We start from the raw sequence: 26,916 nt of genomic DNA on the forward strand, positions 1-26,916 counted from the left end.
TGTCCTCACAATTGACGGAATCGACTACGTAAGGAAAAAGTATCGGACGTCACATAACGCTCCATTTCACGTAAACGCTTTTCACTTGCCGCCAGCTCGCGATCGACGGCATCCAACAGCTCACCGCTTGATGGCTGCTGCTCGCCGGAAACCACATTGTCCGGCATCGGGTCTAACACAAACGTTAGCACGATGTAGGCGACGAAGGTGAAAAAGGCCAGGCCAAAAAAGACTGACAACACCACCAGGATCCGTACCAGCTTCACAGGCACATCGAGATAATGCGCAATACCTGCGCAAACTCCCTTCACCATGCCCTGCTGCGGAATACGCCACAGTTTTTTGTTCAGGTTAACGCCTCCCATTAGCGGTCCCTCCAGTTTGGATGTTCAGCATCGAGGATGTCTTCCAGCGCCTGAATGCGCTCGCGCATCCGCTGTGCGTCATCGTTGAGTTCAACCAGGCGTTGCTGTTCACTTTGCGACAGTTCGCCACGGCTGGAACGGTTGCTGTAATGCAGCCAGAGCCAAATCGGTAAAACGAACAACACAAAGATGGTTAACGGGATGGCCAGAAATAGCGCGCTCATGAGTACTCCTTACAGGTGATGAGCGGCGGCGCGTTCGGACGCCGCCAGATGTTATTATTGCTTGTCTTGCTGCATTTTGGCTTTAAGTTGCGCCAGCTGCTCGCTGATTTCATCATCTGCTTTCAGGTCAGCAAATTGCTGATCCAGAGACTTCTGTTTACCGAAGTTATGGCTTTCAGCCTCGGCTTCCATCTGATCGATACGACGCTCGAAAGATTCAAAGCGCGCCATCGCTTCATCGAGTTTACCGCTGTCCAGTTGACGACGAACATCACGCGAAGAACTCGCTGCCTGATGACGCAGCATCAACGCCTGCTGACGAGCACGGGTTTCACTGAGTTTATTTTCCAGCTCACCGATCTCTTTTTTCATACGCGCCAGCGTATCGTCAACCAGCGTCACCTCATGCTCCAGAGAGGCAATTAAATCGGTCAGTTTCTGCTTTTCAATTAACGCAGAACGCGCCAAATCTTCTTTCTCTTTACGCAGCGCAAGTTCTGCTTTTTCCTGCCACTCTGCCTGTTGGGCACTGGCCTGTTCGATACGGCGAGATAATTGTTTCTTTTCAGCCAGCGCACGCGCTGAGTTAGAACGTACCTCAACCAGCGTGTCTTCCATTTCCTGGATCATCAACCGCACCAGTTTCTGCGGATCTTCAGCCTTTTCCAGCAACGCATTAATGTTGGCGTTCACGATGTCGGCAAAACGAGAAAAAATACCCATAATATAATCCTCACTTACTGTTCTGATATCAGGCTATGCCCTGCTGTCTTCGTTATGCACTTGGCGTGCCAACTTTTTATATAATTGATTTTATTGTAATTATATAATTTTACCTGCCAGGCTAATTAGCGTAAATTGGTGAATAACACTAACAAATGGTGAATTTCATCATGGCTGGATACAAAGATAATCTTCTGGGTGAAGCGAACAGCTTTATTGAAGTGCTGGAGCAGGTTTCTCATCTCGCGCCGCTGGATAAACCTGTACTGGTTATAGGTGAGCGCGGGACCGGGAAAGAACTTATTGCCAACCGCCTGCACTACCTCTCCACCCGCTGGCAAGGCCCGTTTATTTCGCTTAACTGCGCGGCGCTAAACGAAAATTTGCTTGATTCCGAACTGTTTGGTCACGAAGCGGGTGCCTTTACCGGCGCGCAAAAACGCCATCCGGGACGTTTCGAACGCGCCGACGGCGGTACGCTGTTTCTCGATGAACTGGCAACCGCCCCGATGTTGGTACAGGAAAAATTGCTGCGCGTTATTGAATATGGCGAGCTGGAGCGCGTTGGTGGCAGCCAGCCATTACAGGTTAACGTACGACTTGTTTGCGCGACCAATGCCGACTTACCTCGCATGGTTAGCGAAGGCACTTTCCGCGCGGACCTGCTGGATCGCCTGGCCTTTGACGTGGTGCAACTCCCACCGTTACGCGAGCGTCAAAGTGACATTATGTTAATGGCCGAACATTTTGCCATTCAGATGTGCCGCGAGATCGGATTACCTCTGTTTCCGGGTTTTAGTGCCGAGGCCAGAGAAACGCTCCTCCACTACCGTTGGCCGGGCAATATTCGTGAACTGAAAAACGTCGTGGAGCGATCCGTTTACCGGCATGGAACCAGTGATTACCCGCTGAATGAGATAATCATTGACCCCTTCCGCCGCCACACTACACAGCCGCAGGCGCCGGAAACTAAACCGATGTCTGTAGGGTTACCGCTGGATCTGCGTGAATTCCAGCAGCAGCAAGAGAAAGACTTTCTACAAACCAGCTTACAGCAGGCAAAATTTAACCAGAAAAAAGCCGCTGAATTACTGGGTCTGACTTACCATCAGCTTCGCGCTTTGCTGAAAAAACACCAGATTTAACGCACATTTGCAGATGTCATATTGGCGGATTTGACGCATAACCTCATCAGGGTTTACCATGACGCCATTACTGTATAAAAAAACAGGTACAAATATGGCTCTGGCACTCGTTGGCGAAAAAATTGACAGAAACCGTTTCACCGGTGAGAAAATTGATAATAGTACATTTTTTAACTGTGATTTTTCAGGTGCCGACCTGAGCGGCACTGAATTTATCGGCTGTCAGTTCTATGATCGTGAAAGCCAGAAAGGGTGCAATTTTAGTCGTGCGATGCTGAAAGATGCCATTTTTAAAAGCTGTGATTTATCCATGGCGGATTTTCGCAATGCCAGTGCGCTGGGCATTGAAATTCGCCACTGCCGCGCACAAGGCGCAGATTTCCGCGGCGCAAGTTTTATGAATATGATCACTACTCGCACCTGGTTTTGTAGTGCATATATCACTAACACAAATCTAAGCTACGCCAATTTTTCGAAAGTCGTGCTGGAAAAGTGTGAGCTGTGGGAAAACCGTTGGATGGGTGCCCAGGTACTGGGCGCGACGTTCAGTGGTTCAGATCTCTCCGGCGGCGAGTTTTCGACTTTCGACTGGCGAGCAGCAAACTTCACACATTGCGATCTGACCAATTCGGAGTTGGGGGACTTAGATATTCGGGGCGTTGATTTACAAGGCGTTAAGTTGGACAACTACCAGGCATCGTTGCTCATGGAACGTCTTGGCATCGCGATTATTGGCTAGTCTTCAGGGAGCGGTGAATATTCCGCCCCCTGCACAGCTTTTTACCCCTCAGGCATCGCTGAAGAGTGGTGTGTGGAAATTTTCCACTCTTTACCGTCCCATGCATAAGTGAATGTGTAGCGGGCTGAAACCGTTGATTTGTCCGCGAAGGTAAATGTGTAGGTACCGGTGTCTATCGCCTTATTACACCCCAGGCGAATGGTACGCATGTCAATTTTCCCGTTCGGCTTTTTCGCAAGAAAATGCTCGAAATAATCAACACGTTCAGCGTCCGTTAAACGCGCTTTATTGGATACAGTAGGCAGCAATACCGCATCGCTAAGATAATTTTCAGATACCGTCTGCGCGTTACCTGTTTTCAATGACTCGTTCCACTTATCAAATAGCGCTTCGATTTGCGCTTTATTCACCTTCACACAGTCTGGAGTCGACGCTGCAAAAACGGCTCCAGGCAATAGGGCAAGTGAAACAACAAGGCTCAGTAATTTATTCATACAATTCATTCCATTAGAAGTTAAATGGCAACAGAAAACCGTTCATAACCAGGATCAAAGCCAAAATGCATTTAATAACCAATGGAAATCATCACCATAAATGGGTGAGAAGATTAAGATGCCATGAAGAAAAAATGGAATTAACATATTGAAATAATTATAGATACTTTAGCTATTACAACTCACATAACGTGTACTGCTTCCTGAATGATTATAGTTCAGCATTGATAGTGACACTCTAAATGCTCGCTCCACACTTCGTTATCGATGCCATACTCCATCTTCCGAGCACACACTGATATCAATCAGTAAACAACGACAGGTACGCCCCCACGTTTATAGCAAGTCAGATGGGCCATGAAAATGCTAAGATAGTTAACAGAGTAGATTCAAAGTGGATAGCAGGTATGAATTTTGACCATGTCGCGGTGTTGAACTCGCGCTTATCGAGCCTGTTACTCCCAAAAACAAACGGTAATGGCAAATGTCATTAAGTATTAGTAAGATAGCCTCTTTATATAATCCATTAAAATTATGCGCCTGGTTTTATCATCTCTGATCGTGATGGCTGGATTTCTGAGTGGTCAGGCTGCTGCTGCGCCTGAGCAAGCTCCGCACGCTGATATTCGTGACAGTGGGTTTGTCTATTGCGTCAGCGGGCAGGTCAATACGTTCAACCCACAAAAAACGAGCAGCGGTCTCATCGTCGACACGTTAGCGGCCCAATTGTATGACCGACTGCTTGATGTAGATCCCTACACCTATCGGCTGGTGCCTGAGCTGGCTGAAAGCTGGGAGGTGCTTGATAACGGCGCAACCTACCGCTTCCATCTGCGTCGTGACGTTCAGTTTCAGAAGACTGCCTGGTTCACCCCCACCCGCAAACTAAATGCAGACGATGTGGTGTTTACCTTCCAGCGCATCTTTGATCGCCACCATCCGTGGCACAATGTGAACGGCAGCAGTTTCCCCTACTTCGACAGCCTGCAGTTTGCCGATAACGTCCAAAGTGTGCGCAAACTTGACAACAACACCGTTGAATTCCGCTTAACGCAACCGGATGCCTCCTTTATGTGGCACCTTGCCACACACTATGCCTCCGTAATGTCGGCCGAATATGCCGCTAACCTGGCAAAACAGGATCGCCAGGAGTTGCTCGACAGACAACCCGTTGGCACAGGCCCGTACCAGCTTTCGGAGAATCGTGCCGGCCAATATATTCGGTTGCAGCGACATGAAAAATTCTGGCGTGGTACCCCCCTGATGCCGCAGGTCGTAGTGGATCTCGGCTCTGGTGGAACCGGACGATTATCTAAATTACTCACTGGCGAGTGCGACGTCCTGGCCTGGCCTGCCGCCAGCCAGCTCAGCATATTGCGTGATGACCCTCGCCTGCGTCTGACGCTGCGCCCGGGGATGAACATTGCCTATCTGGCGTTCAACACCAATAAACCGCCGTTGAATAATCCTGCCGTGCGGCATGCGCTGGCGCTAGCGATCAACAACCAGCGCTTAATGCAGTCTATCTACTACGGGACGGCAGAAACCGCGGCATCTATTTTGCCTCGCGCCTCGTGGGCTTATGATAACGAAGCTAAAATTACAGAATACAACCCGGCAAAATCGCGCGAGCAGCTAAAAGCGCTGGGTTTGGAGAATCTGACGTTACAACTTTGGGTCCCTACCAGCTCTCAGGCCTGGAACCCCAGTCCGCTGAAAACTGCCGAGCTGATTCAGGCAGATATGGCTCAGGTGGGTGTGAAAGTGAAGATCATCCCGGTAGAAGGTCGTTTTCAGGAGGCGAGATTAATGGATATGAACCATGATCTGACGTTATCCGGCTGGGCGACGGACAGTAACGATCCTGACAGTTTTTTCCGGCCGTTGCTCAGCTGTGCCGCCATCAATTCGCAGACCAACTTTGCCCACTGGTGTAATCCGCAGTTTGACAGCATTCTTCGCAAGGCCCTCTCTTCACAGCAGCTTTCATCGCGAATTGATGCCTATGACGAAGCGCAAAATATTCTTGCACAAGAGTTACCGATTCTGCCGTTGGCCTCTTCACTACGTCTGCAGGCTTATCGTTACGACATCAAAGGGTTGGTGCTCAGTCCATTCGGTAATGCCTCTTTTGCCGGCGTTTCCAGGGAAAAGAAAGATGAGGTGAAAAAACCATGATTATCTTCACCTTGCGTCGATTTTTATTGCTATTGGTAACCCTGTTCTTCCTGACCTTTATTGGCTTCAGCCTGAGCTACTTCACGCCTCATGCGCCGTTACAGGGTGCATCGCTGTGGAACGCCTGGGTATTCTGGTTCAATGGTCTCATTCACTGGGATTTCGGCGTATCCAGTATCAACGGTCAGTTAATCTCAGAGCAGTTGAAAGAGGTGTTCCCGGCCACAATGGAACTGTGCATTCTTGCCTTTGGTTTTGCACTAATGGTTGGGATCCCCGTTGGTATGCTGGCCGGTATCACGCGGAACAAATGGCAGGACCGCTGCATCAGCGCATTGGCTCTGATGGGATTTTCTATCCCCGTTTTTTGGCTGGCGCTGCTGCTGACATTGCTCTTCTCGCTGACCCTCGGCTGGTTACCCGTTTCCGGGCGTTTTGATCTTCTCTACGAGGTGAAACCCGTTACCGGTTTTGCCATTATTGATGCGTGGATCTCCGACTCGCCCTGGCGCGATGAAATGCTGGTCAGCGCTATCCGTCATATGGTGCTCCCGGTGCTGACGCTCTCCGTTGCGCCCACCACCGAAGTCATCCGCCTGATGCGTATCAGCACCATTGAGGTCTTTGATCAGAACTACGTCAAAGCGGCGGCCACGCGCGGTTTGTCACGATTAACGATTCTGCGTCGTCACGTCCTGCACAATGCCCTTCCGCCGGTGATCCCGCGTCTGGGCTTACAGTTTTCCACCATGCTGACATTGGCGATGATCACCGAGATGGTCTTTAGCTGGCCAGGTCTTGGTCGTTGGCTGATTAACGCGATTCGCCAGCAGGATTACGCGGCGATTTCAGCGGGCGTGATGGTGATTGGTTCACTGGTTATCATCGTTAACGTCATCTCTGATATTCTGGGTGCTATGGCTAACCCTCTGAAACATAAGGAATGGTATGCCTTACGATAGCGTCTATAGCGAAAAACGCCCGCCAGGTACGTTGCGCACCGCATGGCGCAATTTCTATGGCGATGCGACTGCGATGATTGGCCTGTACGGCTGTGCGGGACTGGCTATTCTGTGTATTTTTGGTGGTTGGTTTGCCCCTTACGGCATCGATCAGCAATTTCTCGGCTATCAGCTTTTACCGCCGTCATGGTCGCGCTATGGCGAAGTCTCATTCTTCCTCGGGACTGACGATCTGGGACGTGACGTTTTAAGTCGTCTGCTCAGCGGCGCGGCCCCGACCGTTGGCGGCGCGTTTGTCGTTACTCTTGCCGCCACGCTGTGTGGCCTGGTATTGGGCGTAGTTGCCGGTGCGACGCACGGCTTGCGCTCTGCGGTGCTGAACCACATTCTGGACACCCTGCTGTCGATCCCTTCTCTGCTGCTGGCGATTATTGTGGTGGCCTTTGCCGGGCCGCATCTGACACACGCCATGTTTGCCGTCTGGCTGGCGCTGCTGCCGCGCATGGTGCGCTCCGTTTACAGCATGGTGCATGACGAGCTGGAGAAAGAGTACGTCATTGCCGCTCGCCTGGACGGTGCAACCACACTGAATATTCTGTGGTTCGCCGTTCTGCCCAATATTACCGCTGGCCTTATTACTGAAATCACCCGCGCACTGTCGATGGCGATTCTGGATATCGCCGCGCTGGGTTTTCTCGATCTTGGCGCACAGCTGCCGTCCCCGGAATGGGGAGCCATGCTCGGCGACGCGCTGGAGCTGATTTATGTCGCACCGTGGACGGTGATGCTGCCAGGCGCGGCAATTATGATAAGCGTGTTGCTGGTTAACCTATTGGGTGACGGCGTGCGCCGCGCAATTATTGCGGGGGTGGAGTAATGCCATTACTGGATATCCGCAACCTGACCATTGAATTCAGGACCGGTGACGACTGGGTAAAGGCTGTTGATCGTGTCAGCATGACCTTGAATGAGGGTGAAATCCGCGGGCTGGTCGGCGAATCTGGCTCCGGCAAAAGTCTGATCGCTAAGGCCATTTGTGGCGTCGCTAAAGATAACTGGCGCGTAACCGCAGACCGTATGCGTTTTGATGATATCGATCTGCTACGCCTTTCGGCGCGTGAACGACGCAAACTGGTCGGTCATAACGTCTCCATGATCTTTCAGGAGCCGCAGTCATGTCTCGATCCGTCCGAGCGTATCGGACGTCAACTGATGCAAAATATTCCGGCATGGACCTACAAAGGTCGCTGGTGGCAGCGCATCGGTTGGCGCAAGCGCCGTGCGATTGAACTCTTGCACCGCGTCGGGATAAAAGACCATAAAGATGCCATGCGCAGCTTCCCATATGAACTAACCGACGGTGAATGTCAGAAGGTCATGATCGCTATCGCATTAGCGAATCAGCCGCGTTTGCTGATTGCCGATGAACCGACGAACGCGATGGAGCCAACCACCCAGGCGCAAATTTTCCGTCTGCTAACCCGTCTGAATCAAAACAGCAATACTACCATTTTGTTGATAAGCCATGACCTGCAAATGCTCAGCCAGTGGGCTGACAAAATCAACGTGATGTACTGCGGACAAACGGTCGAAACCGCGCCAAGTAAAGATTTGGTGACAATTCCGCATCATCCTTATACTCAAGCGTTGATTCGCGCTATTCCGGATTTTGGTAGCGCGATGCCGCACAAAAGCCGCCTGAATACCATGCCAGGAGCTATTCCATTGCTGGAACAATTACCCATCGGCTGCCGTCTGGGGCCACGCTGTCCTTATGCACAACGCGAATGTATTGAAACCCCAAGACTGACCGGAGCAAAAAATCATCTCTACGCCTGTCATTTCCCGCTGAACATGGAGAGAGAGTGAGATGGTAGAAACCCTGCTCGAAGTTCGTAATCTGAGCAAAACCTTTCGCTACCGGACAGGTTTATTTCGCCGCCAGACCGTTGAGGCCGTTAAGCCCCTGAGTTTCACCCTGCGTGAACGTCAGACGCTCGCCGTCATTGGTGAAAACGGTTCGGGGAAATCTACGCTGGCAAAAATGTTGGCGGGTATGATTGAACCCACCAGCGGTGAGCTGCTGATTGACGATCATCCGTTAAAATATGGCGATTATTCATTTCGTAGTCAGCGGATCCGTATGATTTTTCAGGATCCGTCAACATCGCTTAATCCGCGGCAACGTATCTCGCAAATCCTCGATTTTCCGCTTCGTCTGAATACCGACCTCGAGCCTGAGCAGCGTCGTAAACAGATCGTGGAGACCATGCGCATGGTCGGGCTGCTGCCCGATCACGTAAGCTATTACCCACATATGTTGGCCCCAGGGCAAAAACAGCGTCTGGGCCTTGCCCGTGCGCTCATTTTACGCCCCAAAGTCATTATCGCCGACGAAGCCCTGGCTTCTCTGGACATGTCGATGCGTTCGCAGCTCATCAATCTGATGCTGGAATTGCAGGAAAAACAGGGGATTTCGTATATCTATGTGACCCAACATATTGGCATGATGAAGCACATCAGCGATCAGGTATTAGTCATGCATCAGGGCGAAGTGGTAGAACGCGGCAGTACAGCGGATGTTCTGGCGTCCCCGCTTCATGAGCTTACCCGCCGCCTGATTGCAGGTCATTTCGGCGAAGCGCTTACCGCTGATGCCTGGCGAAAAGATCGTTAGCAAACGGCTGCCCTCCTCAACCGGGGGGCAATCTGCCATCAGTGACACAACGTAGGTAAGAGCAGCGTATCAACTTCGGTAAACGCGACTGACGGGTAAAGGGCACCACCTTGCATTGCCCAGACACCTGCGGTACTGGCCTCGTCGATAAGTCGTACTGTTTCTACTCCCTTCACCACAACACGGTCGCAATATTCCCTGATATTTTTGATAAGCACCGGGAACATCGGTTTTTCTACCTGTTCCAGGAAGAAACCGCGATCCAGTTTCACAACGTCAAAATGACCGCAAACCAGCGGACTGGCCCCTACGCTGCCGGAGCCAAGATCGCCCAACCACAATGCGTTTGGGCCGTCGCGAAGTGAATTAATCAGCAAATTATTCAGGCACACGGTATTTGACAGAAAACGTTCTGAAAGTTCCAGTGCAATAAATGGTAGAGCATGTAAGGCCGACTTGATGGCTGGATCACCAATCGCCAGCAGTGCCATTTCGTCAATGAGGTTCAGGGTGCAAATAAGGCTGTTGCGCTCAAACCAGTCACGCTTTTCGGCAATTAGTCGAATTTGCTCGAGCAGGAAATTACGCTTTTGTTCGCTTTCCCACGCTGAAATGATGAAATCTGGATGCAACGGGTGAACCGTATCCGAAGTAAACCGGGCGTTAATCTCTACACCCAGTAATTTATCTGTTGTGTCTCTCATCGGTTCCGCGATGAAATGATAGTGCATAAGACCACTCCAATTGATCATAACATCCTGATAATGCACTTCTAATCACAATCAATCAATAATATCGATCAATGAATCGATATTGATCGATAAAAACAATATATCATAACAAGCTGAATATTGTCATGTTTTATGTTTTAAGAAAGTTCCTACCTTGCTATGTTTATTAACATCAGCTAGCAATGAAATAATACCATTTCAATGCCTTTGAAACCTCGTATTTTCTCTGATTCACCGACGTTAGATGCCTGAACGAAGCATAAGCGGAGGGGGATGATATACTCCTCACATGTAATAACGTGACAGGTCACGTGAGGCGGATAACCATTCTCCAGGGAAAAAGCGTGGGATATAATTTCAGGCCAATTTCGAGTGTGTTTGATGCGTCAATCATAACTAATTGATTGATAAAAGATAAGTGTTAACCAAAAGGATTAAAGCCATGGGTTTTTTATCAGGTAAGCGCATTCTGGTGACAGGCCTTGCCAGTAAATTGTCTATCGCATGGGGAATCGCTCAGGCGATGCATCGCGAAGGTGCCGAACTGGCGTTCACCTACCAGAACGACAATCTGAAAGGTCGTGTGGAAGAATTTGCAGCGCAATTAGGCTCCAACATTGTTTTGCAGTGTGATGTGGCTGAAGATGCCAGCATTGACGCCATGTTTGCTGAACTGAGCAAAGCCTGGCCGAAATTCGACGGTTTCGTACACTCCATCGGCTTCGCACCTGCTGACCAACTGGATGGTGATTATGTGAATGCAGTTACCCGCGAAGGATTTAAAATTGCGCATGACATTAGCGCTTATAGCTTTGTTGCGATGGCAAAAGCATGTCGTTCTATGCTAAACCCTGGCTCTGCGCTATTGACGTTGTCCTATCTGGGCGCAGAGCGTGCAATCCCTAACTATAACGTGATGGGCCTGGCGAAAGCCTCATTGGAAGCAAACGTCCGTTATATGGCTAACGCAATGGGGCCTGAAGGCGTACGCGTAAACGCAATTTCCGCAGGTCCAATCCGCACCCTCGCCGCTTCCGGTATCAAAGATTTCCGTAAAATGCTGGCCCATTGCGAAGCTGTTACGCCGATTCGCCGCACGGTTACCATTGAAGATGTGGGCAACTCTGCGGCATTCCTGTGTTCCGATCTTTCTGCCGGTATCTCAGGTGAAGTTGTACACGTTGACGGTGGTTTCAGCATCGCTGCAATGAATGAACTAGAACTGAAATAATCATCCACTCTTCTCTGGGCGGCCCACCGTCGCCCGTGATGCTCGTTTTTAATTCCCCTCTACCCTGTCCCATATATGCTTTTCTGATATTTATTATCACGTAACAATCTTTCATCCCCTCTTCTGCTTACGTCAGGATATTGCAGCGCAAACGATCCGGCGTAGTGGTATGACGACGTGTCCGGGTCGCCACTTTTTAGACCAAGGACCGCCCATGGAACAACGCCGAATTGAAGGCAAAAGCCACTGGTATCATGAGACGCAATCCAGCATGTATCCACAAGATGTTCTGCCGCTGGTGCCGGAAGCCGCTCATGTCGACGACTGCTTTTTACTGGATCTGGCGATATCTGATGACGCCCTTTTACCTTTTCAATCCTGGTTAATCCCTGCCCGTAAACTTGCACAGATCCTCTTCCCGACCCACGTAAACCTGAGTCAGATGCACACATTCAGCGCCTATGAACGGATGAGTACGGCGTTAACCGTCGCTCAGGTATATGGCGTCCAGCGATTATGTAATCACTATGCCGCGCGTCTAACACCGCTTCCTGGGCCGGACTCCTCGCGGGAAAGTAACCATCGACTGGCGCAAATCACCCAATATGCTCGTCAACTTGCCAGCTCTCCTGCCGTGATAGGCGCGCGCGATCGCCAGCATCTGGATGCAGTCGGGCTGACCACCAGCGATAGCATTCTGATGAATCAAATTATCGGATTCGTCGGTTTTCAGGCCCGTATCGTGGCCCTGTTTCAGGCCTGGTGTGGACATCCGGTGCGCCGAATTCCGGGTCTCGATATACAACAATTCGCTCACGCTTCACCATTTAGTGCAGCAAACGCTACCTGGCACGCTTCGCCATTTCCGATTGAAAAACATCTTAATCATGATGAGTCGATAGACAGACGTTATCCCGAGGAACTGCAAGCGTTACTGCCATTACTGATACATTCCCCCGTCATTTTGGATTTACTCGGGTCGCTCATTTCCAGCACGCAACGTAGCGGGATACCGGTACAGGCATTTTCATTGGCGGCGCTGATGACTTCGCGGATTAATGGCAGCGTGGCCTGTTTTAATGAACATGCGTATTCAGCTCATGAATTAACCGAGGCCATTACCGTTCTTCGTCAGGATGAACGTGAATTACAACGGTGGGAACAACGACATCCGGTTGAGCGCGTCACCCTACAGGCGGTACAATGGCTGACCCGGGCGCCCGACCGCTTTAGCACCGCACTGTTAACGCCTTTGTTCGATCAGGGAATCTCTTCAGAGCAGGCCATTAACCTGCTAGCCTGGAGTGGATTGTGCGGATGGTTGAATCGCTTGAAAATCGCGCTGGGCGACACTGATTAACCGATCCACTTACTGAAAGAGCGCTTGCTGCAACTGGCAGAATCGCGTAAAACTGTCAGCCGCTCTTTTAGCCACGAAAATAGACAATTATGCTTCAGGACAACCCGCTGCTAGCGCAGCTTAAACAGCAACTACATTCCCAGACGCCACGTGCTGAAGGGGTGGTAAAAGCCACGGAAAAAGGCTTTGGCTTCCTGGAAGTCGATGCACAAAAAAGCTATTTCATTCCACCGCCGCAGATGAAAAAAGTGATGCATGGCGACCGTATTGTTGCGGTTATCCATACAGAAAAAGATCGTGAGTCTGCTGAGCCGGAAGAACTGATCGAACCCTTCCTGACGCGCTTCGTGGGTAAAGTTCAGGGCAAAAATGACCGTCTGTCCATTGTGCCGGATCATCCGTTACTGAAAGATGCTATTCCTTGTCGTGCAGCCCGCGGCGTTGAACATGAATTTAAAGAAGGCGACTGGGCTGTTGCAGAAATGCGCCGCCATCCGCTGAAAGGCGATCGCACCTTCTACGCCGAGTTAACCCAATTTATCACTTTTGCTGATGACCACTTTGTCCCGTGGTGGGTCACACTGGCACGCCATAATCTGGAAAAAGAAGCACCAGACGGTGTAGCAACCGAAATGCTGGACGAAGGCCTGGTTCGTGAAGATTTAACCGCCCTCAATTTCGTCACCATCGACAGCGCCAGCACCGAAGATATGGACGATGCGCTGTATGCTGAAGAACAAGCTGACGGCACGCTACAATTAACCGTCGCCATTGCCGACCCAACAGCCTGGATTGCAGAAGACAGCAAGCTGGATAAAACGGCAAAAATTCGCGCGTTCACCAATTATTTACCGGGGTTCAATATCCCGATGTTACCACGCGAATTGTCTGACGATCTCTGCTCTCTGCGCGCGAACGAAGTGCGCCCGGTTTTAGCTTGTCGTATGAGCATTACCGCCGATGGCACGATTGAAGACAACATCACCTTCTTCGCCGCAACCATCGAGTCTAAAGCGAAGCTGGCCTATGACAATGTTTCCGACTGGCTGGAAGGTACTGGCGAGTGGCAACCAGAAAACGACGCGATTGCGGAACAAATCCGTCTGCTACACCGTATTTGCCTGAGCCGAGGAGAGTGGCGTCATAACCACGCGCTGGTCTTTAAAGATCGCCCGGATTACCGTTTCGTTCTCGGTGAAAAAGGTGAAGTACTGGACATCGTCGCTGAGCCACGCCGCATCGCAAACCGTATCGTGGAAGAATCCATGATTGCGGCAAATATTTGCGCCGCCCGTGTGCTTCGCGACAAGCTGGGCTTCGGTATTTATAACGTCCATATGGGATTCGACCCGGCCAACGCCGACGCTCTGGCCGCGCTGCTGAAAACCCACGGTATGCACGTCGATGCCGAAGAAGTACTGACACTGGAAGGTTTCTGCAAACTGCGCCGCGAACTGGATGCACAGCCATCCGGCTTCCTCGACAGCCGAATTCGCCGCTTCCAGTCTTACGCTGAAATTAGTATTGAGCCAGGTCCACACTTTGGGTTGGGTCTGGAGGCATATGCCACCTGGACTTCCCCAATCCGTAAGTACGGCGATATGATCAACCACCGTCTGCTTAAGGCCGTCATTAAAGGCGAAACCGTCGCCCGACCTCAGGATGATACCACCGCGCAGATGGCAGAACGTCGTCGCCTGAACCGGATGGCTGAGCGTGATGTGGGTGACTGGCTATACGCCCGTTTCCTGAGTGATAAAGCCGGAACTGACACCCGCTTTGCGGCCGAGATCATCGACGTCAGCCGCGGCGGCATGCGCGTACGTTTGGTTGATAATGGCGCTGTTGCCTTTATTCCTGCACCCTTCCTGCACGCCGTGCGTGATGAACTGGTCTGCAGCCAGGAAAGTGGTACCGTACAAATCAAAGGTGAAGTGGTTTACAAAGTCACTGATGTGATTGACGTAACTATCGCCGAAGTTCGCATGGAAACCCGTAGCGTTATCGCGCGTCCAGCAGCGTAAACTGACAAATCCAACGACCTTTCTCTTTTTTGAAAGGTCGTTTTCTTTTTTTAGCGGCCAAATTTCAACCACACACTACACTTCTCTTATCCAGTCAAAATTTTTTTTTACTATTTTTCAGTTCCGCTGGCTTTGCTTTTTATGGATTCTGGATTACATATAAATATATAAATAAAACAATACGTTCAGCCATAATCACCCTGAATGAATCATGGCTACCCTTACTTTTGAGGCTTTATGCGCTTTAAACGGGATAGTACACATCATGAAAGACGTCCGGGAGCTGGTTACGTTGTATAGCTATGTGGGCACTCATAACCCCTACTGGCGTTTGTCAGAGGATTGCAACATCCTGCATTTCTCTATTGACGAAACAGCAGACGCTGAGCAGACCATCGAATTATCACCCGAGCAGGCCGACCGCATTCGCGAGATGACGGTAATTACGTCAAGCCTGTTGATGACGTTACCCATTGAAGATGACGATATTCCGGTACATTTGGTCGGGCGGAAAATCAATAAGCGCGAATGGGCCGGCAGCGCATCAGCCTGGGATGACACCCCTTCCGTCGCACGCGACCTGGCTCAAGGTCTCTCTTTTGCCGAACAGGTGGTTTCAGAAGCCAATTCCGTTATTGTCATTCTTGACCGCATGGGCAACATTCAGCGTTTTAACCGTCTGTGCGAAGAGTACACCGGACTCAGAGAACGTGAAGTCATTGGCCAAAGCGTATTCACACTGTTTATGAGTCGACGTGAAGCCGCAGCCTCCAGACGCAACATCGAGGTCTTTTTTCGCGAAGGCAACTCATATGAAGTCGAACGTTGGGTGAAGACCTGCAAAGGTCAGCGCCTGTTTCTTTTTCGCAATAAGTTTGTACATAACGGTAGCGGCAAGAACGAAATATTTCTGATCTGTTCCGGCACCGATATCACTGAAGAACGCCGCGCGCAGGAACGCCTGCGTATGTTGGCTAATACCGACTCCATCACCGGATTACCGAACCGTAACGCCATTCATGAGCTGATAAGCGACGCGATTGAGAACGCAGGTGATACTCAGGTTGGGATTGTATATCTCGATCTGGATAACTTCAAAAAGGTGAACGATGCCTACGGGCATATGTTTGGCGATCAGCTATTACAGAGTGTGTCGCTTGCAATCCTCAGTTGTCTTGACGACAACCAGCTATTGGCTCGGTTTGGCGGTGATGAATTTATCGTCCTTGCCACCGAAACGTCCCAGAGCACTCTGGAAGCTACCGCATCGCGCATTCTGACACGCCTGCGTCAGCCCTTTCGCATTGGCCTGATTGAAGTCTATACAGGCTGCTCTATTGGTATTTCCCTTGCTCCACAGCATGGTCAGGACTGCGAGAGCGTCATTCGTAACGCCGATACGGCCATGTACACCGCGAAAGAAGGCGGCCGCGGACAGTTTTGTGTTTTCTCTCCGGAAATGAATCAGCGGGTATTTGAATACCTGTGGCTGGATACTAACCTGCGCAAGGCGCTGGAAAACGATCAACTGGTTATCCATTATCAGCCAAAGATAACCTGGCGAGGCGAAGTGCGCAGCCTGGAGGCACTGGTACGCTGGCAGTCTCCGGAACGCGGCCTCATTCCACCACTGGAATTTATCTCCTACGCCGAAGAGTCAGGGCTTATCGTTCCGCTGGGTCGCTGGGTTATTCTGGACGTTGTGCGTCAGGTCGCAAAATGGCGCACCAAGGGAATCAATCTGCGCGTGGCGGTAAACGTTTCTGCCCGCCAGCTCGCCGATCAGACGCTATTTACCGATCTCAAACAGGTGCTTCATGAACTCGACTTTGAATATTGCCCCATCGATGTCGAGTTAACGGAAAGCAGTTTGATTGAAAATGAGCAGTTGGCACTGTCCGTCATTCAGCAGTTTAGCCAGTTGGGGGCGCAAATCCATTTGGATGATTTTGGTACTGGATATTCGTCACTGTCTCAACTGGCCCGCTTCCCGCTTGATGCAATTAAACTGGATCAGACCTTTGTCAGGGATGTACACAAACAACCTATTTCGCAGTCGCTGGTACGTGCCATTGTTGCGGTCGCACAGGCACTCAATCTGCAGGTCATCGCCGAAGGTGTTGAAAGCGCGAAAGAGGATGCGTTTTTAACCAAAAATGGTGTCAACGAGCGTCAGGGTTTTTTGTTTGCCAAACCAATGCCAGCGGCTGCATTTGAACGTTGGTATCGACGACATCTGAATAAAAAAACGCGCTAATGCTGTGGGATCAAACGTCATTAATAGCCATAAATGGACATTACGTAACGATCCTATCTGCATGTAATCACAGAATATATAATATTCTTCTATCATTGATAGTTAATACTATTTTTCCCTTCTCTTTTGCCATGAAATTCTGCATCATGAAATTCAAACTCTATTGCTATTAGGATGATAACCATGTCTGATATCGACGCTCAGCGTCTGGCCGAACGCATTGATACTGTGCTGGATATCCTCGTTGCAGGTGATTACCACTCAGCCATCCACAATCTCGAAATTCTGAAGGCTGAGCTGCTAGACACGGCCAAAGAAGATGCCGAGTCTTTGCCCAAAAAGCACAAGGCTCCCTGGGAGATCTGATGACATTAACCCTTTAATGTCGCTGCTATAAGCAAACTGCGTATGAAGCAGTTTCCGTTTAATTTCCGATACGATATCGCAATAAAATTAATATTATGAATTCCCGACAACAATCTATTTTGCAGATGGTGACTGATAAAGGTCAGATGAGCGTTGCCGAACTGGCAAAAATCACCGGTGTCTCGGAAGTGACGATTCGACAGGATCTGAACACACTGGAAAAACAGAGTTATTTACGCCGTGCGCACGGTTTTGCCGTTTCATTGAACAGTGATGATGTGGAAACGCGCATGATGACTAATTTTACGCTGAAGCGTGAGCTGGCCGAATTTGCCGCATCTTTGGTAAGCCCTGGCGAGTCCGTATTCATTGAAAACGGCAGCAGCAATGCGCTCTTGGCCAGAACGCTGGCGGAGCAAAAAGATGTCACCATCATTACCGTCAGCAGTTATATAGCCCATCTGCTGAAAGAAACCCCCTGCGAAGTGATTCTCCTTGGCGGCATCTATCAGAAAAAAAGCGAAAGCATGGTGGGGCCCTTAACTCGCCAGTTTATCCAGCAGGTACACTTCAGCAAGGCCTTTATCGGCATTGATGGCTGGCAGGCTGACACCGGCTTCACCGGACGCGACATGATGCGTTCTGATGTGGTTAACGCGGTGCTGGAAAAAGGTGCAGAAGTTATTGTACTTACTGACAGCTCAAAATTCGAAGCCATTCACCCTTACACGCTGGGTCCATTAGAGCGATTCAGCCGCGTAGTCACGGATTCCAGACTCAGCGCCAGCGTACAAATGCAGCTCGAGCATTCAGGATTAACCGTCAATATCATTGATGCGCACGCATAAAATCTTCAGCAGATGATTTGTCAGTCGGCAAATCATCCCCTCTCTGAGAGTTATCTGACAGTCCAATTAAGACTTTTTACCTGTCGTTAACAGGATTAAGTCGTAAAATTAATGTTAGCGATATAACAGGAACGAACCTCCAATCTCAGGATAGTGTTTGTCATGCCTTCGCTAAACGGTTTCACGGAAATATCTTCGTTAGCCTAAATTTAGCGCTACTCTTAAAGAACACTGGATTCCGTGAATCAATAATTCAGGAGAAAGTATTATGTTAGTAACGAGCAAAAAAATGACCGCTGCCATTTTGGCGATTACTCTGGCAATGTCGCTGAGTGCCTGCTCTAACTGGTCCAAACGTGACCGTAACACCGCAATTGGTGCTGGTGCTGGTGCAATCGGTGGTGCAGTCCTGACTGACGGCAGCACGCTGGGCACGCTGGGTGGTGCTGCAGTAGGTGGTATTATTGGCCACCAGGTGGGTAAATAATTTACGGTTAAACGGCTCGATATAATAATACGTTTACTTTTTCAGGTCTGTATTATTAAAAAGCCACGGAAAAATTCCGTGGCTTTTTTTATTAACCGCCAGCCAATTTAACTTTCATTCCTTTGGCTTCCAGCAGCGATTTAATCAGATCGCGTTTATCACCCTGTATCTCAATCACGCCATCCTTCACTGCCCCGCCGCAACCACATTTTTTCTTCAGTTCCGCAGCTAATTTGGTCAGTTCAGCATCGTCCTGATCTATTCCAGTAATCAGGCACACGCCCTTACCTTTGCGGCCACTGGTCTGTCGCTGGATACGGACAATGCCGTCGCCTTTGGGACGCTCTGGGACGGCTTTCGGTTCATCAATACGCCCGGTGTCAGTTGAGTAGACCAGACGAGAATTTGAGTCGTTCATTTACGCACCTCGTTTCAGGGAGGCATTGATCATCTTCAGCGTCTGAGCCGGATCTGCCGACTGTGTGACCGGACGACCAATAACCATATAATCCACGCCAGCTGACTGTGCCTGTTCAGGCGTCATAATGCGACGCTGGTCGCCTGCCTCGCTACCTTCAGGGCGAATACCCGGCGTAACCAGTTTAAATGCCTGGCCAAATGCCTGCTTGAATCGCACTGCTTCCTGCGCGGAGCATACGACGCCATCCAAACCACAATGTTGGGTTAAGCGCGCCAGCCTTTCCGCATGCTCCGCAGGTGACAACGTCACGCCTAGGTCGGCAAGATCGCTGGCTTCCATACTGGTCAGAACTGTTACTGCAATCAGCAGCGGCGCATCCTTGCCAAAAGGCGCCAGGGCTTCACGTGCGGCGGTCATCATACGCGCCCCACCTGAAGCATGAACGTTAACCATCCACACGCCAAGCTCGGCAGCTGCCGCAACGGCATGTGCGGTAGTGTTGGGAATATCATGAAATTTCAAATCAAGAAAAACGTCAAAGCCACGCTGTTGTAAATCGCGAACCAACTGAGGTCCAAAAAGCGTGAACATCTCTTTGCCCACTTTTAAACGGCAATCACGAGGATCAATTCTGTCGACAAAAGCTAATGCTTTATCACGATTGGAATAATCGAGAGCGACAACGACAGGAGAATCAGTAACAGCACGAGAAGAAGATGAAGCAGTAAACGTCATGACCAGACCTTCCTGAGGATGGGCGCCATCGGCGGCGCAAAATGGGTAAACGGCGTGCATTCTACCTGCGGCAATAGAAAATTAACAGGCGCGATTACATTTCTACCAGGCGAATTTGGCAACGGAGGTTGAGGATGGATTGGTTACACATCATTAGTATGTTGTAACTAAAGTAAAGTTTTTTTTAAAAATTACAGCCCATCAAGTCCGCGAATAGGCTTAATGGTTGACCATGAGCGACAGGATGGGCAGTGCCAGTACAGTGTATATGCGGTAAATCCGCACTTCTGGCAACGATAGCGCGGCTTGCTGCGCACCTGCTCCCCAACCATATCGCGCAGAACCATCAGGCTCTCTTTCGCGCGCCCTTCTTCTGCTTCGTTAAGATGGTAATCCATCAACTTGTGGAACACGCGCATCGTAGGATGGCGTTGTAGCTGGCGGGTAATATAAACCTGAGCGGTATCAGTCCCCTCACGCGCTTCAAGAATATCGGCCAGCATCAGCTCTGCGGCGGCGCCAGTATTCTCCTCAACGGCCCGACGTAAAAACTCGGCCCACTCATCGTTTTTCCCCAGATGCTGGTAGCAGCTTTGCAGCATTTCCAGCGTTTCGCTGACCAGTTCTTTATCCTGAGAAATCACGCGTTGCAGACTTTCAACGGCCTTCGCGTAATCACCTTTTACCATGTACACACGGCCCATCATGATGGAAACACGTGCACTGTTTTTGTCTGCCGCAGCCCCTTTTTTCAACAGCGTCATGGCGCGATCCATATCGTCGCTGCCCATCTGCTGTAAGGCCAGTTCGCAGTAAAAGTGAGCTATCTCGATACGTTGTTTATCTTTACCGAGCTTCACCAGGCGTTCTGCAACATCAATCGCTTTCTGCCATTCGCTGGTCGCCTGATAAATTTGCAGCAGTTGCTGTAATGCACCGACGCGAAAATCTGTTTCATCGGTAAGCTGATTAAACATGTCTTCCGCGCGGTCGTACAGACCTGCGGCCATGTAGTCGCGCCCCAGCTGTTGTACGGCCAACAAACGCTGCTCGTAGGTTAGCGAAGCACTTTCCATTAACGTTTGATGGATGCGGATTGCACGGTCGACTTCACCGCGCGAGCGAAACAGGTTTCCGAGGGTGAGATGAGCCTCAACGGTGCCCGTATCCTCTTTTAGCATATCGAGGAACAGATCCACCGCTTTGTCTTGTTGGTTGCTCAGGAGGAAGTTAACCCCGGCGACATAGTCACGGGAAAGACGGTTAGCTTCATCCTGCTTGGTTTGTTGCGCACTTCTGCGACCCATATACCACCCATAGGCAGCGGCTACAGGCAAAAGCAGAAACAACAACTCCAACATAAATAATTATTCCTTCACAACCGACGAATCGGCAGAAACCGCAACGTCGGTCGCAGGCGTAAGCTGGTTTTCCAGTCGTTTGATTTTACGTTCGGCACGCGCAAGAGACACACGAACCTTCAGCCAGAAAAGGCCGCAAATTAACCAACCAATCGCGAAACCTGCGGCAAACAATACAGCAAGCAGCGTAGAGATACGATACTCGCCCTGAGCCAGCAGGTAATTAAACGTAACCTGTTGATCGTTTTGCGCACCTAATGTCACCGAAATAACAAAAATCGCCAACACCAGTAAGAAAATGAGTAAATATTTCACATTACTTCCCGTTATGTGGTTTGAGCGAATAAATCGTGTACAACTTACCGCGTTGAGCCCTTTAAATTACCATTTTCACAACGAGTGCGAAACGGAAAAGCGCTTTCCCCTTTCTGATTTAAGGGCAAAATTCGAAAAATCAATCATGGCTAACTTTCTTGTTCACGCTGAGCGATTTCTTTTTCCTCCTGCACAGGCGGCGTTAATGGTCCGCATACCCGCTGCGCAAGCCATGTCGCCAGTGTTACCAGCAACCATGAAATCAGTGTTGCAACGACCAAATCACGGGGCCAGTGCATGCCTAATAGCAAGCGGCTGCCCATAACGCCCGTAGCCCAGATAAGTAAAAACACAATCGTCAGCGTACGTCGGCGTGGCCATAACAGCCCTACAGCCAGTAAAGCCCAACTGGCGGCAAACATCGTATGCCCTGACGGAAAGGCAAACCCTGTTTCTTTTTGCCAGTGCTTACGTAGAAACGTCGGAATATCCTGTTGTTCGGCCAATTGCTCTTTAACTAAGTGACCACGATCTTTACGTTTTAAAGTGTAGAACTCATCAACAGGGATATGGTGCGTTTTTTCCAGCCACACGACAAAGGGCCGAGGTTCCTGCACCCTGTCTTTAACCCAGGACTTCACGCCCTGACCGACTAAAATTGCCGCAGCCAGGATCGCAAACAGCATTACCGCAGCTTTCAGACGAAAACGCAGACACCACAGAAACCATGCACAGAGAACAACGTGAGTGATAATACCCCACGGCTGCGTCACCGTTTCCGTTATCCAGTACAGAGATTTTAGCCACCAAACGTTATGTCCCGGCTGCCAGCTCCAGCCCGATACCCATACGGCAACCGGCATAATAAGTAGCAGCCCGGCCCCGACCGCAGTGCGCTTTGCAATTGACAGCATTGCCTCTCCTTTCGTCGATAAGTCTCACAATCATAACTGAAAAAAGCGCATGCCGGGGAAATTGACAATTTTGTGCCATTCCAAAAGCGAATCCGTTGTCGCGATTAGGTGAACATCGTTGCCTTATGGCAAAATAGTGCAATATAGAACAGAAGCCAACAGGCGACGGCACGACAGTGCCAGCATAATCTGGAGAATTACATGCAGCTTAAACGTGTGGCAGAAGCCAAACTGCCAACCCCCTGGGGTGATTTCCTGATGGTGGGATTTGAAGAACTGGCAACCGGACACGATCACGTCGCACTGGTTTTTGGCGATATCACAGGCCAAACGCCTGTCCTGGCGCGTGTCCACTCCGAATGTCTGACTGGCGATGCATTGTTTAGCCTGCGTTGCGATTGCGGTTTCCAGCTCGAAGCGGCTCTCACCCATATTGCTGAAGAAGGGCGCGGTATCCTGCTTTATCATCGTCAGGAAGGACGCAATATCGGCCTGCTCAATAAAATCCGCGCCTACGCGTTGCAGGACCAGGGTTATGATACCGTTGAAGCTAACCATCAGTTGGGCTTTGCGGCAGATGAGCGTGATTTCACGCTGTGTGCGGATATGTTCAAGCTGCTTGGTGTGGACGAAGTTCGTTTGCTGACCAATAACCCGAAAAAAGTGGAAATTCTGACCGAAGCTGGAATCAACATTGTTGAACGCGTGCCGCTGATTGTGGGTCGTAACCCGAACAATGAACATTACCTGGACACCAAAGCCGCCAAGATGGGACATTTGCTGGGCAAGTAATAATTGTTACCGCCGATAAAAAAGCCTGCTCTTGCAGGCTTTTTACATTCTAGCTCAACATATTACGAATCACGTAGTGCAGTATGCCATCGTTTTGGTAGTACGTTAGCTCCGTCGCGGTATCGATACGGCAGCGGCATAAAACCACCTCTTTACGTCCATCCGAGCGAACCATACTCACCGGCACTGTTGCACCCGGTTTGATGTTTTGCAGATCCGTAATATCGATCGCTTCCTCACCGGTTAGTCCCAGCGTTTTACGCGTGACGCCCTGTGGGAATTCCAGCGGTAAAATCCCCATACCAATCAGGTTAGAACGGTGAATACGCTCAAAGGACTCTGCGATAACCACGCGAACCCCCAGCAAGTGCGGGCCTTTCGCCGCCCAGTCGCGGCTGGAGCCGGAGCCATACTCTTTCCCGGCAATAACCGCCAGAGGGATATTCTCCTGTTGATATTGCATAGCCGCATCATAGATAGCCACTACCTCAGTTCCCGGCAAATGACGCGTCATCCCACCTTCCACGCCGGGTACCATCTCATTGCGAATACGAATATTGGCAAAGGTGCCACGCATCATCACTTCATGATTCCCGCGTCGTGAACCGTAGGAGTTAAAATCTTTACGCTCCACGCCGTGGCTTTGCAGATAACGACCTGCCGGGCTATCCGGCTTGATACTGCCGGCAGGAGAAATATGGTCGGTGGTGACGGAATCTCCAAGCATTGCAAGGATACGCGCACCATGAATGTCCTGGACCGGATCCGGCGTCGCCTGCATACCATCGAAGAACGGCGACAAGCGGATATAGGTTGAGTCAGACTGCCAGCCATAGGTATCAGCCCGATCAACCTGGATTGCTTTCCATTCCGGCGTGCCTTCAAACACTTCAGAATACTCTTTATGGAACATGGCGGTAGAGACCTGCTCCACGGCACGGGCAATTTCCTGAGCCGTCGGCCAGATATCTTTCAGATATACAGGATCGCCCTTTCTGTCATGCCCTAACGGATCTTTCGTCAGATTGATATTCATATTCCCCGCCAGCGCATAGGCCACCACCAGCGGCGGAGACGCTAACCAGTTGGTCTTCACGAGCGGATGGATACGCCCCTCAAAGTTTCGGTTGCCGGAAAGCACAGCACCAACGGTGAGGTCGCCTTTTTTGATAGCAGTCTCGATAGGATCGGGTAACGGACCCGAGTTACCGATACAGGTGGTACAGCCATAACCTACAAGGTTAAATCCCAGCTCATCAAGGTACGGCGTGAACCCTGCCTGCGCCAGATAATCAGACACCACCTTCGATCCTGGCGCCAGCGAGGCTTTCACCCATGGCTGACGTTTCAGACCCAGCGTCACTGCTTTTTTCGCCAGCAGCCCCGCCGCCATCAATACGCTTGGGTTAGAGGTGTTGGTACAGGAAGTAATCGCTGCAATAACCACAGCACCATCCGGCAGCTGGTACTGGTGACCGTTCATTGTATAGTCCACTGGCTGGCGATCTTTCAGCGAGCTATTCACTTCGAGTTCATTACTCGCCGAAAACGCTTTCGGGACATCAGCCAGTGCCACCCGATCCTGCGGACGCTTCGGTCCGGCAAGGCTAGCTTCTACACTGCCCATATCCAGCTCCAGTGAACTGGTAAATACGGGTTCATCCCCAGGATTACGCCACATGCCCTGCGCTTTGGCATAGGCGCTGACCAGCTCAACCTGCTCCTCACTGCGCCCACTCAGACGCATATATTCAAGAGTGATGCTATCGATCGGGAAGAAACCGCAGGTTGCGCCGTATTCCGGTGACATATTCGCAATGGTTGCCCGGTCGGCCAGCGGTAAGGTGTCCAGGCCATCACCGTAGAATTCAACAAATTTACCGACCACGCCGTGCTTACGCAGCATCTGGGTGACGGTCAGAACCAAGTCAGTCGCGGTGATACCTTCCCGCAGCTTGCCCACCAGTTTAAAGCCCACAACATCCGGGATAAGCATAGAGACGGGTTGACCCAGCATTGCTGCTTCGGCCTCAATGCCTCCAACGCCCCATCCCAGCACACCGAGACCATTAATCATTGTCGTATGGGAATCGGTTCCGACCAACGTGTCAGGGTAAGCCACCCACTCACCGTCCTGTAACTCGCTCCAGACGGCTTTGCCGAGGTATTCAAGGTTAACCTGGTGGCAAATCCCCGTTCCCGGCGGCACAACGCTGAAGCGACTAAATGCCTGCTGTCCCCATTTCAGGAACACATAACGCTCATGGTTACGTTCCATTTCCAGGCGTACGTTTTCTTCGAAAGCATCATCATCACCAAAACGGTCCACCGTTACCGAGTGGTCAATGACAAGGTCCACTGGCGAAAGCGGATTCACTTTTGCTGTATCTCCGCCCAAACGTTTCACCGCTTCGCGCATGGCGGCCAGATCGACCACCGCCGGCACGCCGGTAAAATCCTGCATCAGAACACGAGCGGGTCGATAGGCAATTTCACGATCGGCATGGGCAGTCTTCAGCCAATGCGCGAGCGCATGAATATCATCTTCGGTTACGGAATTACCATCCTGCCAACGAAGCAGGTTTTCCAGTAACACTTTCAGCGATTTTGGTAGTCGGGTGATATCACCCAGTGATTTAGCGGCCAGAGGTAAACTGTAGTAGCGGTAGGTTTTATCTTTAACCTGCAATGTGTCCTTACTGGCTTCTCGTAGGGTCGACGACATAGCTCCTCCTTAAATGACAGGGTTGGATCCCCTGATTTCCTCAGGGTTAGTATTAAAGATAACACAAACAAAATGTAACGCTTTGATAACAACTCAAATTGATAAAAGTAGCGCGCGATACAAAAGCGCGAAGTGAGGTCAATGGTAGGGAGTAAGGTCTAGCCGTGTAGATGAATAGGATGAATATTCAGCAGGCAATAGCGCAATCGATAATACGTTGATTAGGTGGCTGATGGTGAATACATGGGATAAACGATTCGATATTTAAGGCCACTAGGTAATCGTTATTATTATAAAATACGTACGAATTATTGTTTCTGTTTATCATCATCGGTTAACAGATCAATAAACGCCCGTTGTTCAGGAGAAAGATTCCAGGATTCGGGTATCTTTGGATCTTTCTCGGCTACGGTTTTGCTCTCTTGCTCATGGTCATGAGACGCTGGCGTCACGGTAGAGTGCTGCTCCGGTGCGGACATACTTACCCCCACACGTTCCAGGCCACGAGTGCGACAATAATCCAGAATATCGCAGAGCCAAGAAACACGGCGAACCAGGCTTTACGTTTCATCGCGGGATCCCGGCGTGCAGGCTGGTTTCCTGAAGGCATCGCTAACCTCATACTATCGAAATCACTTATCATTTAGGCACCAAACAATTGGTACAATTAATCATCAGATAGGAGAAATCCTAATAAAAAAGGCGAAAAAAAGCCAGTTAATTTTCGGATTCGATCTGATAAATAAATCAATTGTTTGATCAATTATGAATATTTGAGAGTGATTTTTGGCAAGCTGACTAATTTGAAACTACTTTAGAGAACTTTTTCCATAAATAATATA

General features: G+C 50.2%; 28 protein-coding genes. 15 read left to right on the forward strand and 13 right to left on the reverse strand.

The features are described 5' to 3' along the window. Positions 1-5: 5 nt before the first annotated feature. From pspC to pspA, 3 genes are read right to left on the reverse strand one after another with little or no spacing between them, the layout of a single operon-like run. Positions 6-365, reverse strand: coding sequence for an envelope stress response membrane protein PspC (pspC, locus tag BZK40_RS02605; RefSeq protein WP_003020497.1), 360 nt, complete (start codon positions 363-365; stop codon positions 6-8). After that, a complete protein-coding gene (pspB, locus tag BZK40_RS02610; protein ID WP_003020509.1) occupies positions 365-589 on the reverse strand; it encodes an envelope stress response membrane protein PspB in 225 nt (74 codons plus the stop codon). Before pspB ends, pspC begins: the two co-directional genes overlap by 1 nt. A gap of 54 nt (positions 590-643) precedes the next feature. Next, the gene (gene pspA / locus BZK40_RS02615; RefSeq protein ID WP_003020532.1) at positions 644-1,312 is read right to left on the reverse strand and encodes a phage shock protein PspA; all 669 of its coding nucleotides are present in this window, start codon (positions 1,310-1,312) and stop codon (positions 644-646) included. A gap of 155 nt (positions 1,313-1,467) precedes the next feature. On the opposite strand from pspA, the gene pspF reads away from it, so the two are divergent. Further along, the gene (gene pspF, locus BZK40_RS02620; RefSeq protein ID WP_172111135.1) at positions 1,468-2,457 is read left to right on the forward strand and encodes a phage shock protein operon transcriptional activator; all 990 of its coding nucleotides are present in this window, start codon (positions 1,468-1,470) and stop codon (positions 2,455-2,457) included. Positions 2,458-2,551: 94 nt separating this feature from the next. Continuing rightward, positions 2,552-3,196 carry a quinolone resistance pentapeptide repeat protein QnrB58 gene (locus tag BZK40_RS02625; RefSeq protein ID WP_063866193.1) on the forward strand — a complete coding sequence of 215 codons (645 nt, stop codon included), beginning with the start codon at positions 2,552-2,554 and terminating at the stop codon, positions 3,194-3,196. Between the two features lie 41 nt (positions 3,197-3,237). On the opposite strand, the gene BZK40_RS02630 is transcribed toward BZK40_RS02625, so the two are convergent. After that, on the reverse strand, positions 3,238-3,690 hold the full coding sequence (locus BZK40_RS02630; protein WP_079934106.1) for an SgcJ/EcaC family oxidoreductase: 453 nt from the start codon (positions 3,688-3,690) through the stop codon (positions 3,238-3,240). Positions 3,691-4,224: 534 nt separating this feature from the next. On the opposite strand from BZK40_RS02630, the gene sapA reads away from it, so the two are divergent. From sapA to sapF, 5 genes are read left to right on the forward strand one after another with little or no spacing between them, the layout of a single operon-like run. Then, a complete protein-coding gene (gene sapA / locus BZK40_RS02635; RefSeq protein WP_032943594.1) occupies positions 4,225-5,868 on the forward strand; it encodes an ABC transporter substrate-binding protein SapA in 1,644 nt (547 codons plus the stop codon). Then, positions 5,865-6,830 (forward strand): peptide ABC transporter permease SapB, encoded by a 966-nt coding sequence (sapB, locus tag BZK40_RS02640; RefSeq protein WP_003020545.1) that lies wholly within the window; start codon positions 5,865-5,867, stop codon positions 6,828-6,830. Before sapA ends, sapB begins: the two co-directional genes overlap by 4 nt. After that, positions 6,817-7,707 carry a peptide ABC transporter permease SapC gene (gene sapC / locus BZK40_RS02645; protein WP_003833291.1) on the forward strand — a complete coding sequence of 297 codons (891 nt, stop codon included), beginning with the start codon at positions 6,817-6,819 and terminating at the stop codon, positions 7,705-7,707. Before sapB ends, sapC begins: the two co-directional genes overlap by 14 nt. Next, entirely contained in the window at positions 7,707-8,699 is a 993-nt protein-coding gene (gene sapD, locus BZK40_RS02650) for a peptide ABC transporter ATP-binding protein SapD (protein ID WP_003020556.1), read from the forward strand. The genes sapC and sapD overlap by 1 nt, the downstream gene beginning before the upstream one ends. A gap of 1 nt (position 8,700) precedes the next feature. After that, the gene (gene sapF / locus BZK40_RS02655; RefSeq protein WP_003020558.1) at positions 8,701-9,507 is read left to right on the forward strand and encodes a peptide ABC transporter ATP-binding protein SapF; all 807 of its coding nucleotides are present in this window, start codon (positions 8,701-8,703) and stop codon (positions 9,505-9,507) included. A 38-nt stretch (positions 9,508-9,545) separates the two neighbouring features. Here the strand turns inward: sapF and BZK40_RS02660 are convergent, their stop codons facing one another. Further along, complete coding sequence (locus BZK40_RS02660) at positions 9,546-10,238, reverse strand: EAL domain-containing protein (RefSeq protein WP_079934107.1); 693 nt, start codon at positions 10,236-10,238, stop codon at positions 9,546-9,548. A gap of 442 nt (positions 10,239-10,680) precedes the next feature. On the opposite strand from BZK40_RS02660, the gene fabI reads away from it, so the two are divergent. From fabI to osmB, 7 genes are all read left to right on the forward strand, one after another. Then, entirely contained in the window at positions 10,681-11,469 is a 789-nt protein-coding gene (fabI, locus tag BZK40_RS02665; protein WP_079934108.1) for an enoyl-ACP reductase FabI, read from the forward strand. A 214-nt stretch (positions 11,470-11,683) separates the two neighbouring features. Next, a complete protein-coding gene (locus BZK40_RS02670; protein ID WP_057067368.1) occupies positions 11,684-12,829 on the forward strand; it encodes a CMD domain-containing protein in 1,146 nt (381 codons plus the stop codon). An 89-nt stretch (positions 12,830-12,918) separates the two neighbouring features. Next, positions 12,919-14,853 carry an exoribonuclease II gene (locus BZK40_RS02675; protein ID WP_079934109.1) on the forward strand — a complete coding sequence of 645 codons (1,935 nt, stop codon included), beginning with the start codon at positions 12,919-12,921 and terminating at the stop codon, positions 14,851-14,853. Positions 14,854-15,118: 265 nt separating this feature from the next. Further along, positions 15,119-17,110 carry a cyclic di-GMP phosphodiesterase gene (gene pdeR, locus BZK40_RS02680; protein WP_079934110.1) on the forward strand — a complete coding sequence of 664 codons (1,992 nt, stop codon included), beginning with the start codon at positions 15,119-15,121 and terminating at the stop codon, positions 17,108-17,110. Between the two features lie 183 nt (positions 17,111-17,293). Beyond that, positions 17,294-17,476 carry a YciZ family protein gene (locus BZK40_RS02690; protein WP_003833313.1) on the forward strand — a complete coding sequence of 61 codons (183 nt, stop codon included), beginning with the start codon at positions 17,294-17,296 and terminating at the stop codon, positions 17,474-17,476. A 95-nt stretch (positions 17,477-17,571) separates the two neighbouring features. Continuing rightward, a complete protein-coding gene (gene yciT / locus BZK40_RS02695; RefSeq protein WP_003020580.1) occupies positions 17,572-18,324 on the forward strand; it encodes a DNA-binding transcriptional regulator YciT in 753 nt (250 codons plus the stop codon). Positions 18,325-18,592: 268 nt separating this feature from the next. After that, positions 18,593-18,811, forward strand: coding sequence for an osmotically-inducible lipoprotein OsmB (osmB, locus tag BZK40_RS02700; RefSeq protein WP_003020583.1), 219 nt, complete (start codon positions 18,593-18,595; stop codon positions 18,809-18,811). A gap of 91 nt (positions 18,812-18,902) precedes the next feature. Here the strand turns inward: osmB and yciH are convergent, their stop codons facing one another. The 5 genes from yciH to pgpB all read right to left on the reverse strand — a co-directional run bounded on the left by yciH (position 18,903) and on the right by pgpB (position 22,557). Continuing rightward, a complete protein-coding gene (yciH, locus tag BZK40_RS02705; protein ID WP_003833315.1) occupies positions 18,903-19,229 on the reverse strand; it encodes a stress response translation initiation inhibitor YciH in 327 nt (108 codons plus the stop codon). Then, entirely contained in the window at positions 19,230-19,967 is a 738-nt protein-coding gene (gene pyrF, locus BZK40_RS02710; RefSeq protein ID WP_020996371.1) for an orotidine-5'-phosphate decarboxylase, read from the reverse strand. 191 nt (positions 19,968-20,158) lie between these two features. Further along, complete coding sequence (lapB, locus tag BZK40_RS02715; protein ID WP_008784929.1) at positions 20,159-21,328, reverse strand: lipopolysaccharide assembly protein LapB; 1,170 nt, start codon at positions 21,326-21,328, stop codon at positions 20,159-20,161. A gap of 6 nt (positions 21,329-21,334) precedes the next feature. Beyond that, positions 21,335-21,643, reverse strand: a complete 309-nt coding sequence (locus BZK40_RS02720; protein ID WP_003020595.1) for a LapA family protein — start codon at positions 21,641-21,643, stop codon at positions 21,335-21,337. A gap of 149 nt (positions 21,644-21,792) precedes the next feature. Next, positions 21,793-22,557 (reverse strand): phosphatidylglycerophosphatase B, encoded by a 765-nt coding sequence (gene pgpB, locus BZK40_RS02725; protein ID WP_003833318.1) that lies wholly within the window; start codon positions 22,555-22,557, stop codon positions 21,793-21,795. Positions 22,558-22,758: 201 nt separating this feature from the next. On the opposite strand from pgpB, the gene ribA reads away from it, so the two are divergent. Continuing rightward, positions 22,759-23,349, forward strand: coding sequence for a GTP cyclohydrolase II (ribA, locus tag BZK40_RS02730; protein WP_003020601.1), 591 nt, complete (start codon positions 22,759-22,761; stop codon positions 23,347-23,349). Between the two features lie 49 nt (positions 23,350-23,398). On the opposite strand, the gene acnA is transcribed toward ribA, so the two are convergent. From acnA to BZK40_RS02740, 3 genes are all read right to left on the reverse strand, one after another. Further along, on the reverse strand, positions 23,399-26,074 hold the full coding sequence (gene acnA, locus BZK40_RS02735; RefSeq protein WP_079934111.1) for an aconitate hydratase AcnA: 2,676 nt from the start codon (positions 26,072-26,074) through the stop codon (positions 23,399-23,401). 308 nt (positions 26,075-26,382) lie between these two features. After that, positions 26,383-26,553: a YciX family protein gene (locus BZK40_RS24605; protein ID WP_165612489.1), complete on the reverse strand. Its 171-nt coding sequence runs from the start codon at positions 26,551-26,553 to the stop codon at positions 26,383-26,385. A gap of 2 nt (positions 26,554-26,555) precedes the next feature. Continuing rightward, positions 26,556-26,696: a YmiA family putative membrane protein gene (locus BZK40_RS02740; protein ID WP_213732144.1), complete on the reverse strand. Its 141-nt coding sequence runs from the start codon at positions 26,694-26,696 to the stop codon at positions 26,556-26,558. Positions 26,697-26,916 lie beyond the last annotated feature (220 nt).

Source organism: Citrobacter portucalensis, assembly GCF_002042885.1.
Taxonomy (GTDB): domain Bacteria; phylum Pseudomonadota; class Gammaproteobacteria; order Enterobacterales; family Enterobacteriaceae; genus Citrobacter; species Citrobacter portucalensis.